The organism is Streptomyces sp. NPDC050988, assembly GCF_044456225.1.
Lineage (GTDB): Bacteria > Actinomycetota > Actinomycetes > Streptomycetales > Streptomycetaceae > Streptomyces.
Window position 1 is genome coordinate 50686 of the sequence record NZ_JBITFQ010000006.1, and the last position, 22379, is coordinate 73064.

Annotated in this window: 20 protein-coding genes; 11 read left to right on the forward strand and 9 right to left on the reverse strand. The window is 69.7% G+C overall.

Annotated elements, in window-relative coordinates; all coding sequences use genetic code 11:
* Positions 1-51: 51 nt before the first annotated feature.
* From ACIBEI_RS16015 to ACIBEI_RS16040, 6 genes are all read left to right on the forward strand, one after another.
* Complete coding sequence (locus ACIBEI_RS16015) at positions 52-1815, forward strand: MFS transporter (protein ID WP_398889085.1); 1764 nt, start codon at positions 52-54, stop codon at positions 1813-1815.
* 180 nt (positions 1816-1995) lie between these two features.
* Complete coding sequence (locus tag ACIBEI_RS16020) at positions 1996-2646, forward strand: class I SAM-dependent methyltransferase (RefSeq protein ID WP_398889584.1); 651 nt, start codon at positions 1996-1998, stop codon at positions 2644-2646.
* A 160-nt stretch (positions 2647-2806) separates the two neighbouring features.
* Positions 2807-3817, forward strand: coding sequence for a helix-turn-helix domain-containing protein (locus tag ACIBEI_RS16025; RefSeq protein WP_398889087.1), 1011 nt, complete (start codon positions 2807-2809; stop codon positions 3815-3817).
* 224 nt (positions 3818-4041) lie between these two features.
* A complete protein-coding gene (locus tag ACIBEI_RS16030; RefSeq protein ID WP_398889089.1) occupies positions 4042-4584 on the forward strand; it encodes an RICIN domain-containing protein in 543 nt (180 codons plus the stop codon).
* On the forward strand, positions 4572-5762 hold the full coding sequence (locus ACIBEI_RS16035; RefSeq protein WP_398889091.1) for a sialidase family protein: 1191 nt from the start codon (positions 4572-4574) through the stop codon (positions 5760-5762). The genes ACIBEI_RS16030 and ACIBEI_RS16035 overlap by 13 nt, the downstream gene beginning before the upstream one ends.
* Positions 5763-5978: 216 nt before the next feature.
* Complete coding sequence (locus ACIBEI_RS16040) at positions 5979-6950, forward strand: N-acetylmuramoyl-L-alanine amidase (RefSeq protein ID WP_398889586.1); 972 nt, start codon at positions 5979-5981, stop codon at positions 6948-6950.
* A 141-nt stretch (positions 6951-7091) separates the two neighbouring features.
* Here ACIBEI_RS16040 and ACIBEI_RS16045 read toward each other — a convergent pair whose 3' ends face one another.
* Positions 7092-8186 carry an IS4 family transposase gene (locus ACIBEI_RS16045; RefSeq protein WP_398889093.1) on the reverse strand — a complete coding sequence of 365 codons (1095 nt, stop codon included), beginning with the start codon at positions 8184-8186 and terminating at the stop codon, positions 7092-7094.
* 1072 nt (positions 8187-9258) lie between these two features.
* On the opposite strand from ACIBEI_RS16045, the gene ACIBEI_RS16050 reads away from it, so the two are divergent.
* Both ACIBEI_RS16050 and ACIBEI_RS16055 read left to right on the forward strand, forming a co-directional pair.
* On the forward strand, positions 9259-10110 hold the full coding sequence (locus tag ACIBEI_RS16050; RefSeq protein WP_398889095.1) for a hypothetical protein: 852 nt from the start codon (positions 9259-9261) through the stop codon (positions 10108-10110).
* Positions 10111-10243: 133 nt separating this feature from the next.
* Complete coding sequence (locus ACIBEI_RS16055; protein WP_398889097.1) at positions 10244-11254, forward strand: LLM class F420-dependent oxidoreductase; 1011 nt, start codon at positions 10244-10246, stop codon at positions 11252-11254.
* Between the two features lie 31 nt (positions 11255-11285).
* On the opposite strand, the gene ACIBEI_RS16060 is transcribed toward ACIBEI_RS16055, so the two are convergent.
* The 3 genes from ACIBEI_RS16060 to ACIBEI_RS16070 are packed head-to-tail and all read right to left on the reverse strand — an operon-like array spanning position 11286 to position 14840.
* Positions 11286-12044 (reverse strand): hypothetical protein, encoded by a 759-nt coding sequence (locus tag ACIBEI_RS16060; protein ID WP_398889099.1) that lies wholly within the window; start codon positions 12042-12044, stop codon positions 11286-11288.
* Positions 12031-13623, reverse strand: coding sequence for a VWA domain-containing protein (locus tag ACIBEI_RS16065; protein WP_398889101.1), 1593 nt, complete (start codon positions 13621-13623; stop codon positions 12031-12033). The genes ACIBEI_RS16060 and ACIBEI_RS16065 overlap by 14 nt, the downstream gene beginning before the upstream one ends.
* On the reverse strand, positions 13620-14840 hold the full coding sequence (locus tag ACIBEI_RS16070; RefSeq protein WP_398889103.1) for a hypothetical protein: 1221 nt from the start codon (positions 14838-14840) through the stop codon (positions 13620-13622). Before ACIBEI_RS16070 ends, ACIBEI_RS16065 begins: the two co-directional genes overlap by 4 nt.
* A gap of 215 nt (positions 14841-15055) precedes the next feature.
* Here ACIBEI_RS16070 and ACIBEI_RS16075 point away from each other — a divergent pair, with 215 nt between their 5' ends.
* Positions 15056-15352: a hypothetical protein gene (locus ACIBEI_RS16075; RefSeq protein ID WP_398889104.1), complete on the forward strand. Its 297-nt coding sequence runs from the start codon at positions 15056-15058 to the stop codon at positions 15350-15352.
* Between the two features lie 48 nt (positions 15353-15400).
* On the opposite strand, the gene ACIBEI_RS16080 is transcribed toward ACIBEI_RS16075, so the two are convergent.
* The 3 genes from ACIBEI_RS16080 to ACIBEI_RS16090 are packed head-to-tail and all read right to left on the reverse strand — an operon-like array spanning position 15401 to position 19142.
* Entirely contained in the window at positions 15401-16471 is a 1071-nt protein-coding gene (locus ACIBEI_RS16080) for a prenyltransferase (RefSeq protein ID WP_398889106.1), read from the reverse strand.
* Positions 16468-17286: a class I SAM-dependent methyltransferase gene (locus ACIBEI_RS16085; RefSeq protein ID WP_398889108.1), complete on the reverse strand. Its 819-nt coding sequence runs from the start codon at positions 17284-17286 to the stop codon at positions 16468-16470. The genes ACIBEI_RS16080 and ACIBEI_RS16085 overlap by 4 nt, the downstream gene beginning before the upstream one ends.
* Positions 17280-19142 carry a glycosyltransferase family 4 protein gene (locus ACIBEI_RS16090; protein ID WP_398889110.1) on the reverse strand — a complete coding sequence of 621 codons (1863 nt, stop codon included), beginning with the start codon at positions 19140-19142 and terminating at the stop codon, positions 17280-17282. The genes ACIBEI_RS16085 and ACIBEI_RS16090 overlap by 7 nt, the downstream gene beginning before the upstream one ends.
* A 243-nt stretch (positions 19143-19385) precedes the next feature.
* On the opposite strand from ACIBEI_RS16090, the gene ACIBEI_RS16095 reads away from it, so the two are divergent.
* Both ACIBEI_RS16095 and ACIBEI_RS16100 read left to right on the forward strand, forming a co-directional pair.
* Positions 19386-20033, forward strand: coding sequence for a TetR family transcriptional regulator (locus ACIBEI_RS16095; protein WP_055612251.1), 648 nt, complete (start codon positions 19386-19388; stop codon positions 20031-20033).
* 43 nt (positions 20034-20076) lie between these two features.
* Positions 20077-20277, forward strand: a complete 201-nt coding sequence (locus tag ACIBEI_RS16100; RefSeq protein WP_398889112.1) for a hypothetical protein — start codon at positions 20077-20079, stop codon at positions 20275-20277.
* A 283-nt stretch (positions 20278-20560) separates the two neighbouring features.
* Here the strand turns inward: ACIBEI_RS16100 and ACIBEI_RS16105 are convergent, their stop codons facing one another.
* Together ACIBEI_RS16105 and ACIBEI_RS16110 are read right to left on the reverse strand one after the other, a co-directional pair.
* Positions 20561-20794 (reverse strand): ferredoxin, encoded by a 234-nt coding sequence (locus tag ACIBEI_RS16105; RefSeq protein WP_398889114.1) that lies wholly within the window; start codon positions 20792-20794, stop codon positions 20561-20563.
* Between the two features lie 3 nt (positions 20795-20797).
* Positions 20798-22255 carry an aldehyde dehydrogenase gene (locus tag ACIBEI_RS16110; RefSeq protein ID WP_398889116.1) on the reverse strand — a complete coding sequence of 486 codons (1458 nt, stop codon included), beginning with the start codon at positions 22253-22255 and terminating at the stop codon, positions 20798-20800.
* Positions 22256-22379: the final 124 nt, after the last annotated feature.

Here is a 22379-nt window from a genome sequence, read left to right on the forward strand (position 1 = left end):
ACGGGGTTCACCGTGCACCTACCCCGCTCTCGCCTCTGGAGGCAGCACGTAATGACCCGGACAACGACGGAACCGCGCACGCGAAGGACCAGCGGCGGCGGAATCGTTCCGGTGCTGGCCTTCGCGGGCATCGTTGTCGCGGTGATGCAGACCCTGCTCGTGCCGGTCATCAAGGACCTGCCCGAGCTGCTGGGCACCTCGCCGAGCAACGCCACCTGGGTGATGACCTCGACCCTGCTCGCGGGTGCCGTGGCCACACCGATCATGGGGCGCCTCGGCGACCTGTACGGCAAGCGGCGCATGCTGATCGCGAGCCTGGCCGTGATGGTCGTGGGCTCGCTGACAGCCGGCTTCACCAGTGAACTGCTCGTGATGATCGTCGGCCGTGCCCTTCAGGGCTTCGCGATGGGGGCCATCCCGCTCGGCATCGGCCTGATGCGCGACGGGCTGCCACGCGAGAAGCTCGGCTCGGCGATGGCCCTGATGAGCTCCTCGATCGGCGTCGGCGGCGGTCTGGCCCTGCCGGTCGCCGCACTGGTCGCACAGCACGCCGACTGGCACGCGCTGTTCTTCGGCTCCGCGGGCCTCGGCACCCTCTCCATCCTGCTCACCCTCGTCTTCGTACCGGAATCCCCGATGCGCGCCGAGGGCACCTTCGACGTCTGGGGCGCGCTCGGCCTCTCCGCCGGTCTCGTCCTCTTCCTCCTGCCGATCACCAAGGGCAGCGACTGGGGCTGGACGTCCGGCACCACGCTCGCCCTGTTCGGCTCGGCGGCCGTCGTCCTCTTCCTCTGGGGCCTGATGGAGCTGCGCGTGAAGGCTCCGCTGGTCGACCTGCGCACCACGGCCCGCCGCGCGGTGCTCTTCACCAACCTCGCCTCGATCATGGTCGGCGTCGCCTTCTACGCCGTCTCGCTCGTCCTGCCCCAGCTCCTCCAGCTGCCCACGTCGACCGGTTACGGCCTCGGCCAGTCCATGGTCGTCGCGGGTCTGTGCGTGGCGCCGCTCGGCCTGACGATGATGTTCACGGCGCCGGTGTACGCCCGTATCTCCGCCAAGTACGGCCCCAAGGTCACCCTGATGATCGGCATGCTGATCATCGCGGTCGGATACGGAGCCGGCCTCGGCCTGATGAGCGCCGCCTGGCAGACCATCGTCATCGCCGTCGTCCTGGGCGCGGGCATCGGCCTCGCGTACTCCTCGCTGCCCGCGCTGATCATCGGTGCCGTACCCGCCTCGGAGACCGGTGCGGCGAACGGCCTCAACACGTTGATGCGCTCGATCGGTACGTCCGTGTCGAGTGCCGTGATCGGCATGGTCCTGGCGAACACGGCGGACCAGGTGGGTGGCGTGGCCGTCCCCACGATGCAGGGCTTCCGGGTGTCCTTCCTGATCGCCACGGGTGCGGTGCTGCTGGGGCTGGCGTTCGCGGCGTTCCTGCCGGGGCGACGGGCGGTGGCGCAGGCGGCGAAGCCGCATCTGGTGGCGTCCAGCGAGGACGCCCCCGAGGTGCCCAATGCCGACGGGGCCGCCGGGGCCGGTTTCCGTGGCCGCGTCCTCACCGCCGACGGTGTTCCGGTCGCCCGGGCCAAGGTCACGCTGATCGACCGGCGCGGGAGGCAGGCGGGTGCCACGCTCTCCGCGGAGGACGGCGGCTATGCGCTCGCCGTGCCCTCCGAGGGTGCGTATGTGCTGGCCGCGAAGGCTCCGGGCCACGGGCCGCTGGCCTCGTCGGCCACGCATGCGGGGGATGACCGGGCGGTCGAGCTGGATCTCTCGCTGCCCGGCGTGGGTGTTCCGCTGGGGGCGTCGTAGTTCGTCTGCGGGTCAGTGGGGGCCGGTCGCGCAGTTCCCCGCGCCCCTGAGGGGGCGGGGCCCCGTCTCCCGAGCCCCTGAGGGGGCGGGGCCTCGTCTCCGGAGCCCCTGAGGACGGGGCTGTGCCCCTGCCCTGCCACCATGGGGCGCCCGGACACCCGTACGACCTGGAGGAATCCCATGCCCGCCGCGCCCAAGCCGGAGATTCTCGCTGCCTTCGAGGGGGCCAAGGGGTTCATGCCCGTGGGCGAAGGGCTCGCGTTGTACGGGGCCGCTGTCGAGGCGGGGCGGCTGGGGCTGCCGCTGTTGGAGGTCGGTACGTACTGCGGGCGTTCGACGGTTCTGCTGGCCGGTGCGGCGCGTGAGGCCGGTGTCACGGCGGTCACCGTCGACCACCACCGCGGCAGCGAGGAGCAGCAGCCGGGCTGGGAGTACCACGACCCGGCGACGGTCGACCCGGAACTCGGCGTCATGGACACGCTCCCGACCTTTCGCCGTACGCTCCACCGGGCGGGCCTGGAGGACCACGTGGTCGCCGTCGTCGGACGCTCACCGCAGATCGCCGCCTTCTGGAACTCCCCTCTCGGCCTCGTCTTCATCGACGGCGGCCACACCGACGAACACGCGACCGGCGACTACGAGGGCTGGGCGCCCCATGTCGCCGAGGGCGGGCTGCTGCTCATCCACGACGTGTTCCCGGACCCGGTGGACGAGTTCACAGGGCAGGCTCCGTACCGCGTGTATCTGCGGGCGCTGGAGTCGGGCGCGTTCACGGAGATCTCGGCGACGGATTCACTGCGGGTACTGCGGCGGACGGGCACGGGGATCTGACGGCAGGACCGGCACGGCCCGAGTCGGCTTCACGGCCCGAGTCGGCTTCCCGAGGCACCTTCCCGAGGCACCCGAATTCACCGTATGAAGATTGAAGTACCCTCCGCACGGGCGGAATCGGGCGGCAGCGCGCCCGGCCGCCGGGAAGAAACGGGGCGGGATGATCGGGACGGTGTTCCGGAGCGAGGACGTGCCTGCGGAGCACAGGTTCGACTACTGGCGTGAGCTGGTCCACCGGGCGATCGCGCCGAGCGACATCACCAGTGACCACGCCGACGAGTTCTGGGCGGAACAGCGCCTGCTGGAGCTGGGGCCCGCGATGGTGTGGCCGGTGTCGGTGGTACCGACGAGGTTCCGGCGGACCGAGAAGCTGGTGCGACAGTCCGACCCCGAGATGTACCACCTGTCACTGGTGCTCGGCGGTGAGCTGGGGCTCGATCACATCGGGCTGACCGACGTGTACAAGGCACGCGACCTGTGGGTGACCGACACCTCGGAGCCCTACGACGTGCGACCGCCGCACGACGGGGACCGCCGCCTGGTCACGGGCGTGGCCGTGGACTTTCCCAAGGCCCTGCTGCCCCTGCCGCCGGACCGGGTCCGGGAACTGCTGGGCCGGCGGCTGTCGGGACGGGAGGGGACCGGCTCGCTGCTGACGGAGTTCCTCATCGGCCTCGACCGGCAGGCCGACTCCCTCCAGCCGCCCGACGCACCGCGCCTGGGCAGGGTCCTGATCGATCTCCTGTCGGCCTGGTTCGCCCAGGTGCTCGAGGCGGATGACGCCCTGCCGCCGGAGACCCGGCACCGGGCCATGACCGCGCACATACGGGCGTTCATCCGGCAGAACCTGCACGACCCGGAACTCACGCCGCCCCTGATCGCCGCCGCGCATCACATCTCCGTCAGCTATCTGCACCGGCTCTTCCAGGAACGGACGCCGGGCGGAGACGAGGGCGGCGGGGGCGAGACGGTCGCGGCCTGGATCCGCCGTCTGCGGCTGGAGGGTGTCCGGCGCGACCTGGCGAACCCCGCGCTGCGCGCCGTCCCGATCCACACCGTCGCCGCCCGCTGGGGTCTCCCGCGCGCCTCCGACTTCACCCGCGCCTTCCGCACCGCGTACGGGCTCACGCCCAAGGAGTACCGGCTCCAGGCGCTCTCCCCGCCCGAGTAGACGCAGAGCGCAGGATCTGTGGACTCACACCTAACGACAGCCCCAGGAGTGACACACATTCTGGTGCGGGGAAGGCTGCGCAGCCTCAGGAGGGGCGTCCCACGGGGGAGGGCGCCCCTCCTTTTCAAGTACGCGGAAAAAAGTACAAAGAAGATGAAAAATGAGCATAAAGAGAAGAAAGAGATGAGCGGTTGATGCGGAGCGGAGTGCCAGGAACGACCAGGATGCGAAGACGAGCCGTCGCCGCGGCGGCCGTCGCCCTGCTGAGCGCGCCGGTGCTGACGGGGTCCTCGCTGACCGGCACGGCGTCGGCGGCCGAGAGCGCCGAGGCGGCCGGGACCACGGTTGCGGCCGCTGCCGCCGAAACCCCGGTGTATGCCCGGCTCTACAACCAGGCCACCGGAAAGTGCCTCGCCGTCCCCAACTCCGATCCGGACAAGGCCCCGCTGATCCAGTGGAACTGCAGTACCAGCGCGAGCCAGTACTGGACGCTCGAACCCGTGACGAACGGCTACCGGGTGCGTAACCAGGCGACCGGCAAGTGCCTCGCCATCGGGGGTTCGAGCACGGAGCCGCGCGCCAAGGCCATCCAGTGGCAGTGCACCGACAACCAGGACCAGGTCTGGACCCACGACAAGACCGACCGGCTCCGGAACGCCAACAGCAACCTCTGCCTGGCCTTCCTCAACAGCGAAACGGCCAACGGAACCGAGCCCGCACAGTGGGGCTGCTCGGAAGAGAGCGTGGACCAGCAATGGCTCTGGTAGCGGAACAGCCGGCCGCGCGTCGGCCGCGGCCGGTACTCCTGGCGACACTCCTCGCCCTCGTCGCCGCCGTCCTCGGGGCCCTCCTCGTCGCCCCCGGCAGCGCGTCCGCCGAGGGAGTCACGGGCGAGGTGACGGTCTACCGGAACGCGGTGACCGAGGGCGACGGCACCCGCACCCCCGACATCATCAGCACCAGCGCGAACAACGCGGTCGTCGCCTGGCGGGAGGGCACCACCGCCGCGGTGATCAGCAAGCCCGGCGCGCGCGTCGTCGACCGGGGGTACATCCGGTACTCCTACACCACCGACGGCGGCGCGCACTGGAGCCGTCCGCAGACCCTGGCGCAGGAGACGAGCGAGTACGCCTGGCACTACGTCGTCCTGTACCAGGCGGACAACGAGATCTTCGCGTACCTCGGCCGGACCTCCGCCGCCGAGAGCAACAACGGCCTGCCGATCAACGCCGTCGTCGCCAAGCGCAGCACCGACGAAGGTCACACCTGGCAGGACTTCACCGTCAACATGCCGCTCGACCTGGACACCACCGACGACACCGGACCCGGCCTGGGGAACCTCGCGCTCGCCGGACGTCCGGTCCAACTGGCCGACGGAACGCACGTCATGCCGTACTGGGCGTCGGGCAGGAAGAACGGGGCCCTGTACTCCAAGGACCTGGTGACCTGGACGGCAGGCACTCCCGCACCGGCCAACGCGGAGGGCTATCTGGCCGGCGAACCGCAGCTCGTCGTCTCGCAGGACAAGCCGGACACACTGCTCATGGTCGCGCGCAACACCCCTCCCTCCGGCGGAACGAAGAAGTACGCGCTGACGGCCACCAGCACCAACGGCGGCAAGTCCTGGACCCCCTTCGCCCTGGACACCAACGTGCCCGGGTACGACTCCAAGGTCTACTTCACCAAGGACAGCACCGGCCGGTACCTGACCATCTACAACACCGCCGACGACAAGCTGACGCTGAACTACAAGGTGAAGACCCCCGGCAACTCCTGGCGAGCCGCCAAGTTCTTCGCCGACGGCGCCGCCGAAACCACCGGCGACGGTGCCGGCTGGGACAGGTACCCGATGGCCGACGAGTACGCGCCCGGCAAGTTCTTCGTCGTCTGGGAGCACGACACCTCGCGCATCAAGGTGAACAAGCTCGACATCTCAGACACGTAGGCATCGGGCGGACACGTAGGCATCAGGCAGAACGGCCGTACGCGGCACAGGCGGGCCGGAGCCCTCGATCAGGGGCGCTCCGGCCCGCTCGGCGTGGTCGTCGACACCGTCACGGACTTGGTCGTCGACGCCGTCACAGGCTTGGTCGTCGACACCGTCACCGGCGTGGCCCAGGGAAACCTGCGGACCCCGGGGGCTGCCCGTAAGGTGGCAGGCGTGTCGTACGTAGGTCCTGACTTCGAACCTCCCCGTCCCCCGCGCCACCCCCTGCGCGGCCCCCTGACCGTGGCCGTCGCCGCGCTCGTGCCGGGCGCGCTGGTGGGCTGGCTGGTGTGGCAGACGGTGGGGGACTCCGGCGGGGACGCGCAGGCGTCGCCCTCGTCCTCCTCGTGGGGCAGGCCCGCCACGCCGGGCGCCTCGGACGACGGCAAGGAGCGGCCCGGCAACTCCGGCGGGACAGGCGCGAGCGAGAAGCCCGGCGGCTCGCCCTCCGCCTCGGCCCCCGCCGCCTCCGGCTCCCTCAAGGGCAAGGTCGTCGTCATCGACCCCGGTCACAACCCCGGCAACTTCCAGCACACGTCCGAGATCAACCAGCAGGTGAACATCGGGACGAACTCGAAGGAGTGCGACACGACCGGTACGGCGACCAACGACGGTTACACCGAGGCGAAGTTCACCCTCGACGTCGCCCGTCGTATGCGCACCGTCCTGGAGAAGGAGGGCGCCACCGTGAAGTTCACGCAGGACGGCGACCGCCCCTGGGGCCCGTGCGTCGACGAGCGGGCCGAGATCGGGAACAAGGCCGGCGCCGACGCCGTGGTGTCGATCCACGCGGACGGCGCGGGCGCCGGCAACCGCGGTTTCCACGTGATCCTGCCCGGCTCGGTGCACTCCGGCGCGGCCGACACCCGGCCGATCGTGGCCTCGTCCCGCGAACTCGGCGAGCGCGTCGCGGGCAGCTTCCTGCGCGTCACGGGCAGCGCCCCCTCGAACTACATCGGCGGCGGCACCGGCCTCGACGTCCGCAAGGACCTCGGCGGTCTCAATCTGTCAACGGTTCCGAAGGTCTTCATCGAGTGCGGCAACATGCGCGACAGCAAGGACGCCGCACAGCTGACGAGCAGCGCGTGGAGGCAGAAGGCGGCGCAAGGAATCTCTGAGGGAATCGTGAGTTTCCTGCACGGGTAGTGACCAGCGCACATATACGTGCGGACACCCCTGTGGGCCTGACGATAGTGTCGTCTCCTGCTGGGGGGTATGGCCGAACTCGGTACGCCACACTTGCAGAGTCGCGTTCCACGTCTGGCCATTAGCCTCGATACCAGTGACTTAGTCGTGGTCCCAGACGTGTGGCACTTTGACGGGTGGGTTGATCGGGGCCGTCTTGTAGTGGGGTGCGATGGTCACGGCTTCGGCTGGGTCACGGGTGGGCCGGGGCCAGTTGCGGTGGTCGAGGCGTTTGACGCCGAAGTTCGACATTTTGCGTTTGACGACGCGAGAGTTGGAACGTCTACGGCGAGGCGACAGTAGGTGGCGGGCTATCTCGCGCAGTCCCTCGGCGAGGGATACGGCCAAGCGGTCAGGGGAAAAGGCCGCCTGCGCGGTGACCTGACGTCGGGCGAGGCGGAGGGTGCGGGTGAAGGAGAGCCTGTCTGGGTCCATGTCGACGCCCTCGGCGGCGATGTGCATGAGCTGGCGGATTGCATGGTGGACCAGCAGATGGGCCCAGACTTCCTGCTCGACACCGTCCGGCGAGCGGGACCGCAAGACCTCGGCGGGACCACGCTGATGGGTCTTGAGTTCATCCAGAGCGGTCTCGATCTCCCACCGCTGGCTATACAGGGCCGCCAGCTCCATGGCTGGTGCTGCCTCGGGGTCGAGGATGGTGGTAATCAGCCGGTACGGCGTCGGCTGTACCGGGCGACCGGGATCGTCCAGGGTGTACTCGATGACCCGCACCACACTCGGATCGGTGCGCTTGCGGTGGTCTTTGGCGGCGACGATGTCCGACAGGTATGAGCCGTCGGGAAGCTCCCGCCGCACCGGCAGCACGGCAGTGGACTTGATCCGCCACAGCAGGTCCGCGCCGCCGGCCAAGGCGGCCCGCCACTGCGCCAGTCCGGCGAACCCGCGGTCGGCCATCAACAGATCGCCCGGGTCCAGGGCGGGAAACAGCTCATGCGCCAGGACCGACTCGGCGGTGGTGAACGGGCCCAGGGTCGCGTGGGTGATCGCATGCGTGCAGCACTCGGCCAGTGCCACCACCCGTACCTGCGGAAACGCCGACCGCTCGCCCCGATGGGTCTTCGCCCGCCCGAACCGCGCGCCGTTCTCGGCACTGTCCGGCACGTCGAACGTTGTCCCGTCGACTGCCATCAGACGCCAACTCCGGTACCACGCACCAGGAGTGGCCTCGGTCGCCACCGGCCCAGCGACCTGCTCGAACAACGCCTTCAACGGCTGCGACCCAAGCCTGACCCGGGCGCCCTCACAGCGCTACCAGACGACATGGAGATAGGTGTCCAGAACCGGCGCCTAAACAATGCCCTCAAGGGCCTCCACCACCGCAGACCAGGAATTAGGTCCCGGGGCATTTCCTCACCGTTCCCGACAAATAGGTAACATTCCCTATATATATCCAACCCATGTCGTCGATACCTTCCTCCCGCCCGTAGTACCACATATTTCCATACGTGTTCGTGACATAGCACCACAGGTAGAATTTCTGCCCTTCCCGTATGAAAAGACCGTCGTCACAGTCGGAGTAAGGCCCCTTCTTCTTTACGAGTGTTTTATCGAGGCGGAACACTCCACTGGAGGTGTTATCGAGAAACGGGACAGTGCAGCGGAAAGGCTGGGCACTGGCGCTCGTGGCATTGACACCCACGAGGGAACCCCCCAGCAGCGCACCAGCCGCCAATAGCGAGGCAACACGCTTCGTAAGCTTCACACAACCCCCAACCACATGGCATAAACATGACAATCTCAACTTACTCGCTACCTTTGCGCCGTAAGGCCTTCAATCAAGCATTCGTTACTCAATTGAGACATGCGTCTTGAAGCCGCCGGGACATTGCCATGCCTTGAGCCGCCAACTCGACGGCCAACGTCATAGCGAACCATGTCAATCACCTGCAGGTTGCGGTAGCTCTTCAGTCGTCCGGTGACGTGAAGGGCAAGGTCGCCGCCATCGACCCCGGTCAGAACCGCGGCAAACTCCCCTCGGGTGCGGCAACATGCGCGACAGCAAGGGCGCCGCACAGCTGACCAGCAGCGCGTGGAGGCAGTAGGCGACGCAAGGAATCTCTGAGGAAATCGTGAGTTTCCTGCATGGGTAGTGATCAGCGCACACATCGGTGCGGACACCCCTGTGGGACTGACGATAGTGTCGTCCTTACGACGAGGGGCCACCCCCGCGCTTCACACCGCGGCCTTACGGCGACATGGTGACAGCGACGCCTCCACCGATGACGAGACGACTGACGAAGGACCTGAAGTGAACATCCGCTCCCTCACTCGAGGCGACGGCGTGGTGATCGGAGCAGCGGTTCTGCTGTTGATCGCGTCGTTCCTCGACATTTACTCGATCGACGGGGCTCCCGACAACTACGCCATCCCGAATGCCTGGGAGAGCGGACCCGTCCTGATGAGTGTTGTCCTCGCTGGCATCATCGGCGCCGCGCTGGTCGTCGTCGCCCGGGGTCTGCCGCAGGTACCGAAGGTCGCCGGCCTCGACCTCGGCGCATTCGGCATCGCCTTCACGGTGTTCGCCGCCTGGAGCGCGCTCGCCAACGTCTTCGACCCGGCTGGCGGCGCGAACAATATCGGCCCCAACGCGGGGGACAGCGGGGCTGACGCAGGCACCGGCCTGATCCTCGCCCTCATCGCCACCCTGGCCCTCGCCGGTGCCGCGGTCGCGACTCCCCTCGTGCCGGCCCTCAAGGGCCCCCTCCTCCCCGCCCCCAAGCCGGCCGCCCCGCAGCCGTACGGCGGTCAGCCGCAGGGTGGTTACGGCTACCCGGGCGCCGGTGCCCCGCAGCCCGGCCAGCCCTACGGCGGTCAGCCGCAGCAGGGTCAGCCCGGTCAGCCGTTCGGCACGCAGCCCCAGCCGCAGCAGGCGCAGGCCCCGCAGGCGCAGCCGCCCGCCGGGGAGTTCTCGCCGTTCTGGTTCGCCGTGCCGGTGCCGCGTCCGCTGTTCGCGGAGGACGGTTCGCCGACGCCGATCGCCGAACTGGCGCCGGGCACCTGGTACCTGGCCGTCGAGCAGCGCGGCCCGAGCCTGGTGGCGCAGACGCAGGACGGCCGCCGTGGTGTTCTGCAGGACACGTCCGGGATCCAGCGCGGCTGACACACGGCGCCGCCGGGTTCCACCACGGCCCTCCACCCTCACGAGCTCTTCGGCGCTCTTCCGGGTGGGGGGCCGTTCGGCGTACAGTCGCCGGGGATATCCGGCATCTGACGGACCGTCAGGAGTGGTGCGCATGCGGCTCGGACTCGCTCTCGGCTACTGGGGACGCGGCCCCTCGGCGGACCATGTGCCTCTCGCCCAGGAGGCGGAGCGGCTCGGTTACGACTCCGTGTGGACCGCCGAGTCCTGGGGCTCCGACGTCTTCACACCGCTCACCTGGATCGCCGCGCAGACCTCAAGGATCAAGCTGGGTACGGCGATCGCCCAGATGGCCGCCCGCTCCCCCACCACGACCGCGATGCACGCGCTCACGCTCGACCATCTCTCGGGCGGGCGCATGATGCTCGGCCTCGGCCTGTCGGGTCCGCAGGTCGTCGAGGGCTGGTACGGGCGTCCGTTCCCCAGGTCGCCGCTCACCGCGACCCGGGAGTACGTCGACGTCGTACGCCAAGTCCTCAGGCGCGAGGGGCCCGTGGAGCTGGACGGGCGGTTCCACTCGCATCCGTACCGGGGCGAGGACGGGACGGGACTCGGCAAGGCGCTCAAGCCGATCACGCATCCGCTGCGTGCCGAACTGCCCATCCTGCTGGGCGCCGAGGGGCCGAAGAACATCGCGCAGACCACTCGGATCGCGGACGGCTGGCTGCCGCTGTACTGGTCGCCGTTCAGGACCGATGTGTACGAGGCCTCTCTCGACGCGGCTTCCGAGGGCTTCCTCGTCGCGCCCATGGCCCGGGCGAAGGTCTGTGACGACGTCGCCGAGGGGCTGCTGCCCGTGAAGGCGATGCTCGGCTTCTACATCGGTGGCATGGGGCACGCGGCGCGCAACTTCCACGCCGACCTGATGGCGCGGATGGGCTTCGAGGAGGAGGCCCGCCGTATCCAGGAGCTGTTCCTGGCGGGCCGTCGCGAGGAGGCCGTACTCGCCGTGCCGGACGCCTTCGCCGACGAGATCTCGCTGGTCGGCCCGCGCGAACGGATCGCGGAGCGGCTGGAGTTGTGGAGGAAGGGCCCGGTGACGGACCTGCTGGTGCTGTCACCGGACCGGCTCACCCTGCGCACGCTGGCGGAGCTCAACTCGTAGCGCGTCCAGAAGGGGCGGCAACTCCCCGCCGTCAGCGGAATATGGCGATCGCCTCCAGCGTGACCTCGCGGCTGTCCGAGCGCCAGCCGGTCATCTTGCCGAGGCAACGTGCCTGGAAGGTCCCGTCGTTGATCCGTTCGCCGCGCAGACCGCCGGCGGCGCAGGTGACGCGGACGTGGGCGGGCCGGCCGGGATCGCCGTAGGGGGCGCGCAGCACGATCTCCTCGGTGGACTCCGACTCCACCAGGAAGCGGCCGCGGACCGAGACGAACTCCTCGATGTCGCTGAGCGCGAGGCCGCCGCGGCCGGCCTCGGGGCCGAGGGCCTCGGCGAGGGCGCGGTTCGGGGTGACGTCCCCGGAGCGCAGGTCGGCGTGGACGATGACGTCGGCGCGCTCGAAGGCGTCCATGAGCATCCCGATCACGGAGATCGGCTCGCTCTTCTGGACGTAGCTGCTGAACTTCTCCTGGCTGATGTCCCGGTTGGCCTTGACCGTCCACGGCAGCAGCCTGCTCCAGAGGCCCAGGCTGGTGTTGACGTTGGTCCGGTGCTCGACCGCCTGCTCAAGCGCCGCGCTGTAGTTGCCGATCCGGTAGAGGTCCATCACCGCCTTCTCGTCGAGGTAGAAGCAGATGCTGTACGCGGACCGCTGCCCGAGCGCCCGCCGTCTTCGCTCCCGGACGTGCCGCGCCAGCACGGCACCGAGCGTCACCAGACCGGCCGCGGTGACCAGCCACACCGTCATCCAGGGCCACCACACACCCCACCACTGCGCGTCAACGACAGCCACGGATCTCCTTGAACGCCTCGGAAAGGGATGAGCCCTGCGCTTCCACCATGCGCCCGCCCGTCTTCGTGGCCGCGCGCCGCAGTGCGCCCGCGTCGGCCTCTCCGAAGTGCACGGGGTAGGTGTGGACCGCGGCGCGGGTCTCTGCCGCCCGCGCCTCGTAGCGGCGTACGAACTCCTCGTACGCGATACCGGAGTTGTTCTCGCCGTCCGTCATCAGGACGATGGACACGGCCCGTTCGGGGTCGTCGGCCACCACGGTCGAGGCCGTGCGGTAGCCGTGGTCGAGGGCGGTCCAGACGGCGGTCGCGTCGCCGTAGCCGCCGCGCGCGACGACGTCGGCGAGAGTCGTCAGGTCCTTCCGCCCGTCGACGGTGACGGTCCTCTCCTCCAGCACACGGCCGCCGAACCGTACGACGGTCAGCCGCTCGCCCTGGTAGAAGCGTGCGAACTTGCCCGTCGCCGAGGAGTCCGCGCCACTGAGGTCGGCGAAGGCCTCGCGCAGGGCCGCCATGCGCTCGCCGCGCATGGAACCGGAGAAGTCGAGCAGGAAGATCACCTGGTCGGGGACTCGTCGGCGGGGATCGCCGTAGTCGTCCAACAGCCGGTCCACGACGCCCGGTTGGTCGGGGAAGTAGAGCGCGTTACCGACGGGGGCGCGCAGTTGTCCGTCCCGCCGGACGGACGGGCTCACCGGCCGCCGCAGGGCCGTCCGCATGATCTTCTCCTGTACGGAGTCCCGCTGGAACCACTCCACGACCTTGTCGTACGCCGCCCGCCGGTCCTTGTCGTCCGGGTCGAGGAGCAGCAGGGGGAAGTCGGCGAGGACCATGCCGTCCTCGGGGCGGACGATCTCCAGCTTCTCCTTCAGCCGGCCTCCGGAGTTGAGGGCGAGCAGATCGGACTCGTAGGTGATGAGGGCGTTGGCCGTGCCCGGGTGGTCGACGAAGTCGTCGAGCAGGTCGCGGGTGGAGTCGGCGGTGAGCTTCTGGCCGGAGCGGAAGCCGCGCAGCCGGTCGCAGGACACGTCCTTCTCGCGCAGGGCGCCGCCGGTGCCGGCCGCGGCGGTCGCGACACCGACGAGCGCGGCCAGGCCTGTGCCCGTCTGCCGGGGGTCGGCCATCCCGAAGCGTACGGTCCCGGTGGCGGCGGCGTCGGCGATGTCGGCCCAACTGGGTTTGCCGCCGGGTGACTTGGCGCGCAGCTCGCGTGCGACGTCCGGTCGCAGGCCGACGACGACCGGCGAGAGCATGGTCGGCGTACGCAGCAGCCGCTGGGCGGTGTCCTTGTGGCGCAGCCGGAAGGAGCGGTCGGTGGAGAGCCAGGCCAGGTCGTGTCCGCCGCCCTTTCCGGTGCTCGGGACCAGGTCCTCGCCGGTGTCCGCGTCGGCCCGGTAGTCCATGTCGAGCTCGACTCCGGTCTCGTCCCTCAACTCGTCGAGGAGCGGCTCCAGTACGGCGAGGTCGGGGCCGGCGAGGACACGGAGGGTGGTCTTCTCGTCGTCGTCCCCGGAGCAGGCGGTGACGGTGCCGGTCAGGGTGAGCGTGAGGCACAGGGCCAGGGCCCACCGCCCGCGTCTCACTTGGGGTCCTTCCGCGGCTCCGGGCAGTCTCCGACGATCTGGATCATCCGCTCCAGGACGGGCAGGCTGGGGAGGACCGCCTTGGTGTCGTCGGCGGAGGTGACGGGCGCCTGGATCCGGCGGTCGGTCAGGAACTTCGCCAGCTGGTCGCTCATCTCGTCCGCGGTGGCGTCCCGCGGTCTGAAGCCCAACTCCACGGCACGCGCCTGGAGTTCGTGGTTCTTCGTGACCAGTTCGCCGAGCCGCTCGCCGTCCTTGGTGAGGGCGACCAGCTGGGGCTCGGTGACGAAGCGGGTGTCCGGGTAGAGGAGGACGCGGTCGGTGTCGGGGCGGCCCTTCGCCTTCTGGTGGCGGATCTGGTGGGCCAGGTACTGGTGCTCGTAGAAGACCGCGATGGGCGAGATGCTCTTGCCGTTCGGAGACATGTACGTCTCGGCCATCTCGGAGGCGGGCAGGCCCTGTTCGACGAGCAGCGGCTTGATCTCCTCGGCGAGTTTCTGCGCCTCGTCCATGCCGTTCGGAGCGTCGTTCCCGTGTCGCACGAAGGCGACGAGGCCGAGATATGTGCCGCCGGAGTTGGCCTGGCAGATGTTCGAGGTCTGGGCGAGGATCTTGTTGCCGTTCTCCACCCCATGGTTGTGGATGTCCAGGTTCTTCCAGCGTTTGCCGTCGTCGGTCAGCTTCAGGAACTTCCACATGTTGAGGGTGTAGTAGAGCGGCTTGCCGCCGACGCTGCCGTTCCGCTGGGGCTCCGCGACCCCCGCGTCCTTCAGCGTCTCGGCGTACGCCCGGTAGGTGCCCAGCACGATCGGGCTGACGAACGGCCGGTAGGTGAGGACCGGGTTGCCCGCCTCCGCACGCCTTTTGGTGATGAGGTCCGCGGCGGGCTGCCCGGAGGGGAACACCACGTCGTATCCCTCGACGTCCTGGTTGGCGATGTCGCGGGAGCCCATGTTCGTGATGTGGACGCGGAACCCGTGCTCCATCAGGATGCGCCGGACGTCGGGATCCTCGAAGAAGTCCCTTTTGGAGGCCATCTTGGCCTCGATCGTGACGACCCGGTCGAGCGGCATCAGCAGGTGGCCGTAGGCCAGGAGCAGGACCAGGCCGACCACGGGGACCGGGAGTGTGAGAGCGAGTGTGCGGCGCAGGCGACTGCGCTCGGGTCTGTTGACGACCAGACGGGGTTCCTCTGACACGGATCTGTTCGCGGACACCGGCGTCTCCCTCTAGCGTGGGGCAGGATCGTCGGTGACTGCGCTTACCGCCGAACCACCTCACGACGAACGGCAGTTGGAACCAAGGCTAATCGCTGACGAACCATCACAGGGAGAGCCTGTCGCCGCCCTTCGTCACCACCTTGACCTCGACGGATTCCAACCCGGCCGCTCGCAACGGGTTTCATCCAGGATTCAAGGGCAACTCGCAGAGCATGTCCTCTCGATATCGCAGCAACGGTGCCAACCAGGCCGGCACGGTCATAGCGGTCGTCGCCGACATCATGGCCCTCATCCTTGGCCTCTGGATTCTGATGTACCTGCTGGACGCCAACCAGGGCAATGACTTCGTCCAGTTCATCCATGACGCGGCACGCTGGCTCGCCGGCTGGTCGCACGACCTGTTCACCTTAGACGAGCAGTGGGCACGGGTCGTCGCAGGGTACGGACTCGCGGCCGTGGTGTACCTCTTCGTGGGGCACGCGATCGCCAACCGCGCCCACCGTCACTGACGTACGTACTGAGCAGGTGTGCGTACGTACTGAGCAGGTGCCCGGCCCCTACTGACAGCAGTCAGGGTCCAGGCCCGTCGGCAGGCGGTCGCCGCTGAAGACCGCGCACGTCGCCTCGTCACCGCCGAGGGCGGCCACGGCGAGGAGCAGGGAACCGGCCGTCCAGGAGGTCAGCTCCTCCGGCCAGACGGCCTGGGCGTCGAAGACATAGCCCGTCCAGTACAGGCCGGTTCCCGGGTCCCGCAGATGCTGGATCGACTGGAGGATCTCCAGGGCCCGGTCGGACTCGCCCACGGCCCAGAGCGCCAGGGCGAGTTCGGCCGACTCCCCGCCCGTCACCCACGGGTTGGGGACGACGCACCGCACGCCGAGCCCCGGAACCACGAAGCGGTCCCAGCCTCCCTCTATGCGGTCCTTCGCCTCGGCGCCCGTCAGCGCGCCACCGAGCACCGGGTAGTACCAGTCCATGGAGTAGCGGTCCTTGTCGAGGAACCGCTCCGGGTGTCGGCGTATCGCGTGGCGCAGCGCGCCCACCGCCAACTCCCAGTCGGGCTGCGGCTCTTCGCGCTCCTCGGCGATGGCGAGCGCGCAGCGCAGTGCGTGGTGGACGGACGAACTCCCGGTCAGCAGCGCGTCGTTGACGGGCGTCCCGTCGTCCTCGCGCTTCCAGCCGATCTGCCCGCCGGGCTGCTGCAGTTCGAGGACGAACTCCACGGCCGCGAAGACCGTCGGCCACATCCGGTCCAGGAACGTGTCGTCGCCGGTCGCGAGGTAGTGGTGCCACACGCCGACGGCGACGTACGCGCAGAAGTTGGTCTCGCGGCCGTGGTCGGTGACATCGGCGGCGTCTCCGTCGGCGTAGGCCGCGTACCAGGAACCGTCCTGGTTCTGGTGCCGGGCCAGCCAGTCGTACGCCCGGCCCGCGGCCTCGTGCTCGCCGGCCGCGTCCAGGGCCATGGCGGCCTCGGTGTGGTCCCAGGGGTCGAGGTGGTGTCCGCGGAACCACGGTATGGCGCCGTCCGCGCGCTGCACGGCCAGGATGCCCCGGACGGTCTGCGCGGCCTGTTCCGCGGTGAGCACTCCGGTCAGTACGAGGTGCTCCGTGCGCGGTGTCGTCACGAAGGGTCCACCGTGGCAGCGTCGGAGGAGTTCACCGTGGCGGCGTCGGAAGAGTCCACCGTGGCAGCGTCAGAGGGGGCCACGGTGGCGGCGTCGACGGGCAGGTGGGGCTTGGTCGCGTACGCCACGAAGCTCTTGCCGATCAGCGGGTTCAGCGCCTGTTCGGCGACCCGGGTGGCGAGAGGTTTCTTCATGATGTCCCAGACGAGGAGCTTGTGGTACGCCCGCACCGGCAGCGCCTTGTCGTTGTCGACACCGAACGCGCACTTCAGCCACCAGTAGGGGCTGTGCAGCGCGTGGGCGTGATGCGTGCCGTACGGCCGCAGGCCGGCCTCGCGGATCTTGCCGAGCAGCTCGTCCGCCCTGTAGATGCGGATGTGGCCGCCCTCGACCTCGTGGTACGCGTCCGAGAGCGTCCAGCAGACCTTCTCGGGCCCGTAGCGCGGGACGGTGACGGCTATCCGCCCGCCGGGCTTGAGCACGCGGACCATCTCGGCGAGTACGCCCTTGTCGTCCGGGATGTGCTCCATCACCTCGGAGATGATGACGACGTCGAACGACTCGTCGGGGAAGGGGAGTTGGAGCGCGTCACCCTCCATGGCGGTGGCGGTCGCGCCCTCCGGCACCTCCCCCGCCTCCTTCATCGCGGCGAACCACCTGGCGACCTCGCGGATCTCCTCCCCGTTCTGGTCCAGCGCGACGACGTGCGCGCCGCGCCGGTAGCACTCGAAGGCATGGCGTCCCGCCCCGCACCCGAGATCCAGCACACGGTCCCCCGGAGCAAGCGGAAACCGGGAGAAGTCGACGGTCAGCACGTGGTCCTGCTTTCACGGTGAGGGGTGTCCACGGGGGTGGCCCCGGAGGCGGCCATGTTCACGGGGGCGGTGGCGGGGGGCCGGTTCGCGGGCGCCGCGGCCACCACGCCCAACGAGGCGGCCGGCGCCGCGTCCACGGGCGTGGCGGGCACCGGGTGTGCGGGCGCGGCGGGCACCGCGTGTGCAGGTGTGGTGGGCACCGGGTGCGCTGGCGTGGCTGGCGCCGCGTGTACGGGCGTGGCGGGCACCGGGTGTGCGGGCGCGGCTGGCGCCGCGTGTGCAGGTGTGGTGGGCACCACGTGCGCAGGCGCGGCGGGCACCGCGTGCGCAGGCGTGGCGGGCACCGCGTGCGCAGGCGTGGCGGGCGCCGGGTCCGCATTCTGTGAGGCCGCGGAGCGGCCGGGATGCTGGGGCGCGGAGCGGTCAACGCTTGCCGCGGAGCGGCTTTGTGGCCGGGCCTCGGAGCGGTCAGTGCTTGCCGCGGAGCGGCTTTGGGGTCCGGTCGCGGAGCGGCTTTGGGGTCCCGCCGCGGAGCGGTCACCGCTCGCGATCGCCTCACGGTAGCGGGCTACCGTGCCCTCCGCGGCCTTGGCCCAGGTGAAGTGGCGGAGGACGCGCTCCCGTCCGGCCGAGCCGAGTCGTTCACGCAACCGGGGGTCACCCAACAGCCTGCTCAGCCCAGCGGCCAGCGCCCCCGCGTCGCCGGGCCCGACGGCCAGGCAGGTCTCGCCGTCGGGGCCGGTGACCTCGGGGATGGCCCCGCCGGTCGTGGCCACGAGCGGCGTACCGGTGGCCATCGCCTCGGCGGCGGGCAGCGAGAAGCCCTCGTAGAGGGAAGGCACGCAGGCGACCTCGGCGGACCGTACGAGGTCGACGAGTTCCGCGTCCGAGATGCCCTTCACGAACTCGACGGAGCCTTCGAGGCCGTACCGCTCGATGAGCTGGGCGACCGGCCCGTCCTCGGCACGCTTGCCGACGACGACGAGGTGGGCGGCGGGATGCTCCGTACGGACCTTGGCGAGCGCCTCCACGAGGAAGACGAGGCCCTTGAGGGGGACGTCCGCGCTGGACGTGGTGACGATCCGGCCCGGCACCTGCGGCACGGACGGATCCGGCGAGAAGAGGTCGGTGTCGGCGCCGATGTGGACGACGTGGATGCGGTCGTCGCGTACGCCGAGGTGGTCGACGATCTCCTGGCGGGACGTGCCGGAGACGGTGAGGACGGAGGGGAGCCGGCGTGCGACGCGCTTCTGCATGCGCGTGAACGCGTACCAGCGGCGTACGGACATCCGGCGGCGGCGGCCCTCCGCGGCGTCCAGCTCCAACTGCCGGTCCACGGTGATGGGGTGGTGGATGGTGGTGACCAGCGGGGCGCCGACGTCCCCCAACAGCCCGTAACCCAGGGTCTGGTTGTCGTGCACGACGTCGAAGTCGCCGCGGCGGGCGCGGAGATGGCGGCGGGCCCGCAGGGAGAACGTCAGCGGTTCCGGGAAGCCGCCGGTCCACATCGTGCCGACCTCGAGCGCGTCGACCCAGTCGCGGTACTCGTTACGCTTCGGCGTCCGGAAGGGATCCGGGTGGCGGTACAGGTCGAGGCTGGGCAGTTCGGTGAGGGAGAGCCCGCCCGGGCCCCGTGCTCCGCCCTCGCCCTCGTCGAGCACGGGGTAGGGCTGGGAGCCGATGACCTCGACCTGGTGGCCGAGGCGGGCCAGCTCGCGCGAGAGGTGCCGTACGTAGACGCCCTGGCCGCCGCAGAACGGGTTCCCTTTATAGGTGAGGAGCGCGATGCGCAGCGGTCGGTCGGCGTCGGCGGCCGAGCCCGCGTGGAGGCCTGCCTCCATGGCCTCATGGGTCACTCTCGGCCCCCTTCTTCCAGCACGTTCCCGCGAGATTACTTCGGGACGGTAATCTAGAACAAGTTTCAGACTTGATCGTTCAGGGAGCACAGAATCTACCGGCAGGTAGCTCTCCTGTGAGCGGTGGATCAGGTGATTCACGCCACGGCCGGGCTCTACTCTGCTGTCGCCCACTCGTCCCCATCGAGCCCTCTGTTCTACGAATCTTGTACGAACGTCTACGAACGTCACGGAACGGGATCCATGCCTGCGGAAGCCAAGACCTCGGCGAAGGCCGCGCAGCCGGCGGTTCGGGCCGCGCAGCCGGTCACTCCCCCGCTCACCGAGCGCCAGGAGGCGCGGCGGCGGCGCATCCTGCACGCGAGCGCGCAGCTGGCGAGCCGGGGCGGGTTCGACGCCGTGCAGATGCGGGAGGTCGCGGAGTCGTCCCAGGTGGCCCTGGGCACGCTCTACCGCTACTTCCCGTCCAAGGTGCACCTGCTGGTCGCGACGATGCAGGACCAGCTGGCGCACATGCACGGGACGCTCCGCAAGAAGCCGCCGGCGGGTGACACGGCGGCGGAGCGGGTGGCGGAGACGCTGATGCGCGCCTTCCGCGCCCTCCAGCGCGAGCCGCATCTCGCCGACGCGATGGTCCGCGCCCTGACGTTCGCCGACCGCAGCGTCAGCCCGGAGGTCGACCAGGTCTCCCGCCAGACCACGGTGATCATCCTCGACGCGATGGGCCTCGACGACCCGACCCCCGCCCAGCTCTCCGCGGTCCGAGTCATCGAACACACCTGGCACTCGGCCCTCATCACCTGGCTCTCGGGCCGCGCCTCCATCGCCCAGGTCAAGATCGACATCGAGACGGTGTGCAGGCTGATCGACCTGACGTCAACGGATGATTGACCGATGCCGTCGACAGGCCGGCCGGAAGGGCTAGCGTGACCGCATGCCCGTGATCACGGTGGAATTCACCGACCAAGAGATGGCTCAAGTGGAGGCAAGCGCCGCCTCCCACGGCATGACGACGGGCGCCTACGCGCACGATGTCATCATGGCTGACGCGCGTCGTACGGCGTTCCCGGAGGCCCGCACCCCGTCCGGGACGCCCCCCTCGGCCACCCAGAAAAAGCCACGCCGAACCGGCTGACACCACACGTCGGAGCAGCCGCACCAACAGCCATGCCCCAAGGAAGCCGGCTTCCGGGACACAGCCCGCGCCATCGCCTCTTGGCGGCAGGGCCCAGCGCCTCCTGTGCGCCCCACCGCCCACCCGTCCCGCCGACCCCCGCGGAACCCACCCCCGCAACCGATCCGGCCGCCGATCCCCCGCCCCCAATAGGGGCGCGGGGCTGTATCGATGGGCGGCTCCGCCGCGGGGGCACGCTCAGCCCTCGCCGACCAGCCGCACACGCGCACCCCTCCACCGGCCCTCACTCCTCCGGAGGAAACACCGCCTCCCCGCTCCCCAGCAGGGTGATCACGATCGCCTCCACCGGACACCCCTCCGCCGCCTCCAGGACCTTCTCGTTGGCGTCGGATTCCGGTTCCGCGGGGTGGGACTGCATGGCGGAGTCGAGGTGGAAGGCGGTGGGGGCGAGGTGGGTGCACTGGGCCGAGCCGATGCAGAGGGAGCGGTCGACCTCGACGTGCCAGCGGTCGCCCATCGGTCAGGCCTCCCAGCCCGCGGGCAGGTGGATCATCTTGTGCTCCAGGAACTCGCCGTAGCCCTCGGGCCCGAACTCCCGCCCCAGGCCGGAGTTCTTGTAGCCGCCGAAGGGTCCGAGCATGTCGAGGCTGAAGGTGTTGACGGAGTACGTGCCGGTACGGACCTGGCGGGCCACGTCGATTCCGCGGGCCACGTCGGCCGTCCAGACGCTGCCGCTCAGGCCGTAGTCGGAGTCGTTGGCGATCTTGACCGCCTCGGCCTCGTCACCGTACGGGAGGAGGCAGATCACAGGGCCGAAGATCTCCTCGCGAGCGATCCGCATGGAGTTGTCGACGTCACCGAAGAGCGTCGGCTCGACATACCAGCCGCGGTCGAGACCGGGCGGACGCCCGCCACCCGTGAGGATCTTGGCGCCCTCCTCCTGGCCGATGCGGATGTAGTCGAGGTTGCGCTGCTGCTGCCGCCGCGCGACCAGCGGGCCCACCTGGGTCGCCGGGTCCAGCGGGTCGCCGACCACGAGCGCGTTCGCCGCCGCCGCGAACGCCTCCGCGAACTCGTCGTAGCGCGAACGCGGCAGCAGGATGCGGGTCTGCGCGACGCACGCCTGGCCGTTGTTCATCCAGGCCGCCGAGACGATGCCCGGCACGGAGGTCTCGATGTCCGCGTCCGGCAGGACCACCGCCGCCGACTTCCCGCCCAACTCCAGTGTCACGCGCGTGAGATTGCGTGAGGCGACCTCCATGACGCGCCGGCCGGCGGCCACCGACCCGGTGAAGGAGACCTTGTCGACCCCGGGATGCCCGACGAGATACTCGCTCACCTCGCGGTCCGCGGGCAGGATCGACAGAACTCCCTCCGGCAGCCCGGCGTCCTTCGCGATCTCGCCGAGTATGTACGCGTCGAGCGGCGACTCGGGCGAGGGCTTGAGCACGACCGTGCAGCCGGTCAGCAGCGCGGGCGCGAGCTTGGCCGCCGCCACGAACTGCGGGACGTTCCAGGGGGCGACGGCCGCGACGACCCCGACCGGCTCGCGCCGCACGAGGATCTTCCCGAGCACTCCGTCGCGCGTCTCCTCGTAGGTGAAGTCCCGCGCGACCGTGATCGCCGCGTCCCACACCATCATCGCGCCGAGGGCCTGCGCGAGGACGCTCCAGTAGTACGGGGAGCCGTTCTCGGAGGAGATGACGCGGGCGATCTCCTCGTGGCGTACGGCGATCCCGTCCTTGATGCGGTTGACGACCTCGATGCGCTCGTCGAGGGACATCCGCGGCCAGGGCCCCTCGTCGAACGCGGTCCGCGCGACCGCGACGGCCCGGTCGACGTCCGCCCGCGAGGCGTGCGGCACCCGGCCGATGACCTCCTCGGTGTGCGGGGAGACCACCTCGATCACGTCCTGGCCCAGGGGAGCGGCCAACTCCCCGCCGATGAACAGCTGTCCGTGTTCCACGAGCTCGGTCATGGCCGACTGCCTCTCCGCGGGACGTCTTCTGACGTGCATTCCTGACGGTGCATCAGAAACGACAACACTGGAACTGATACCAGTTCCAGTTGGAGGAGTCCACGGACCTCACACCACTTCACCG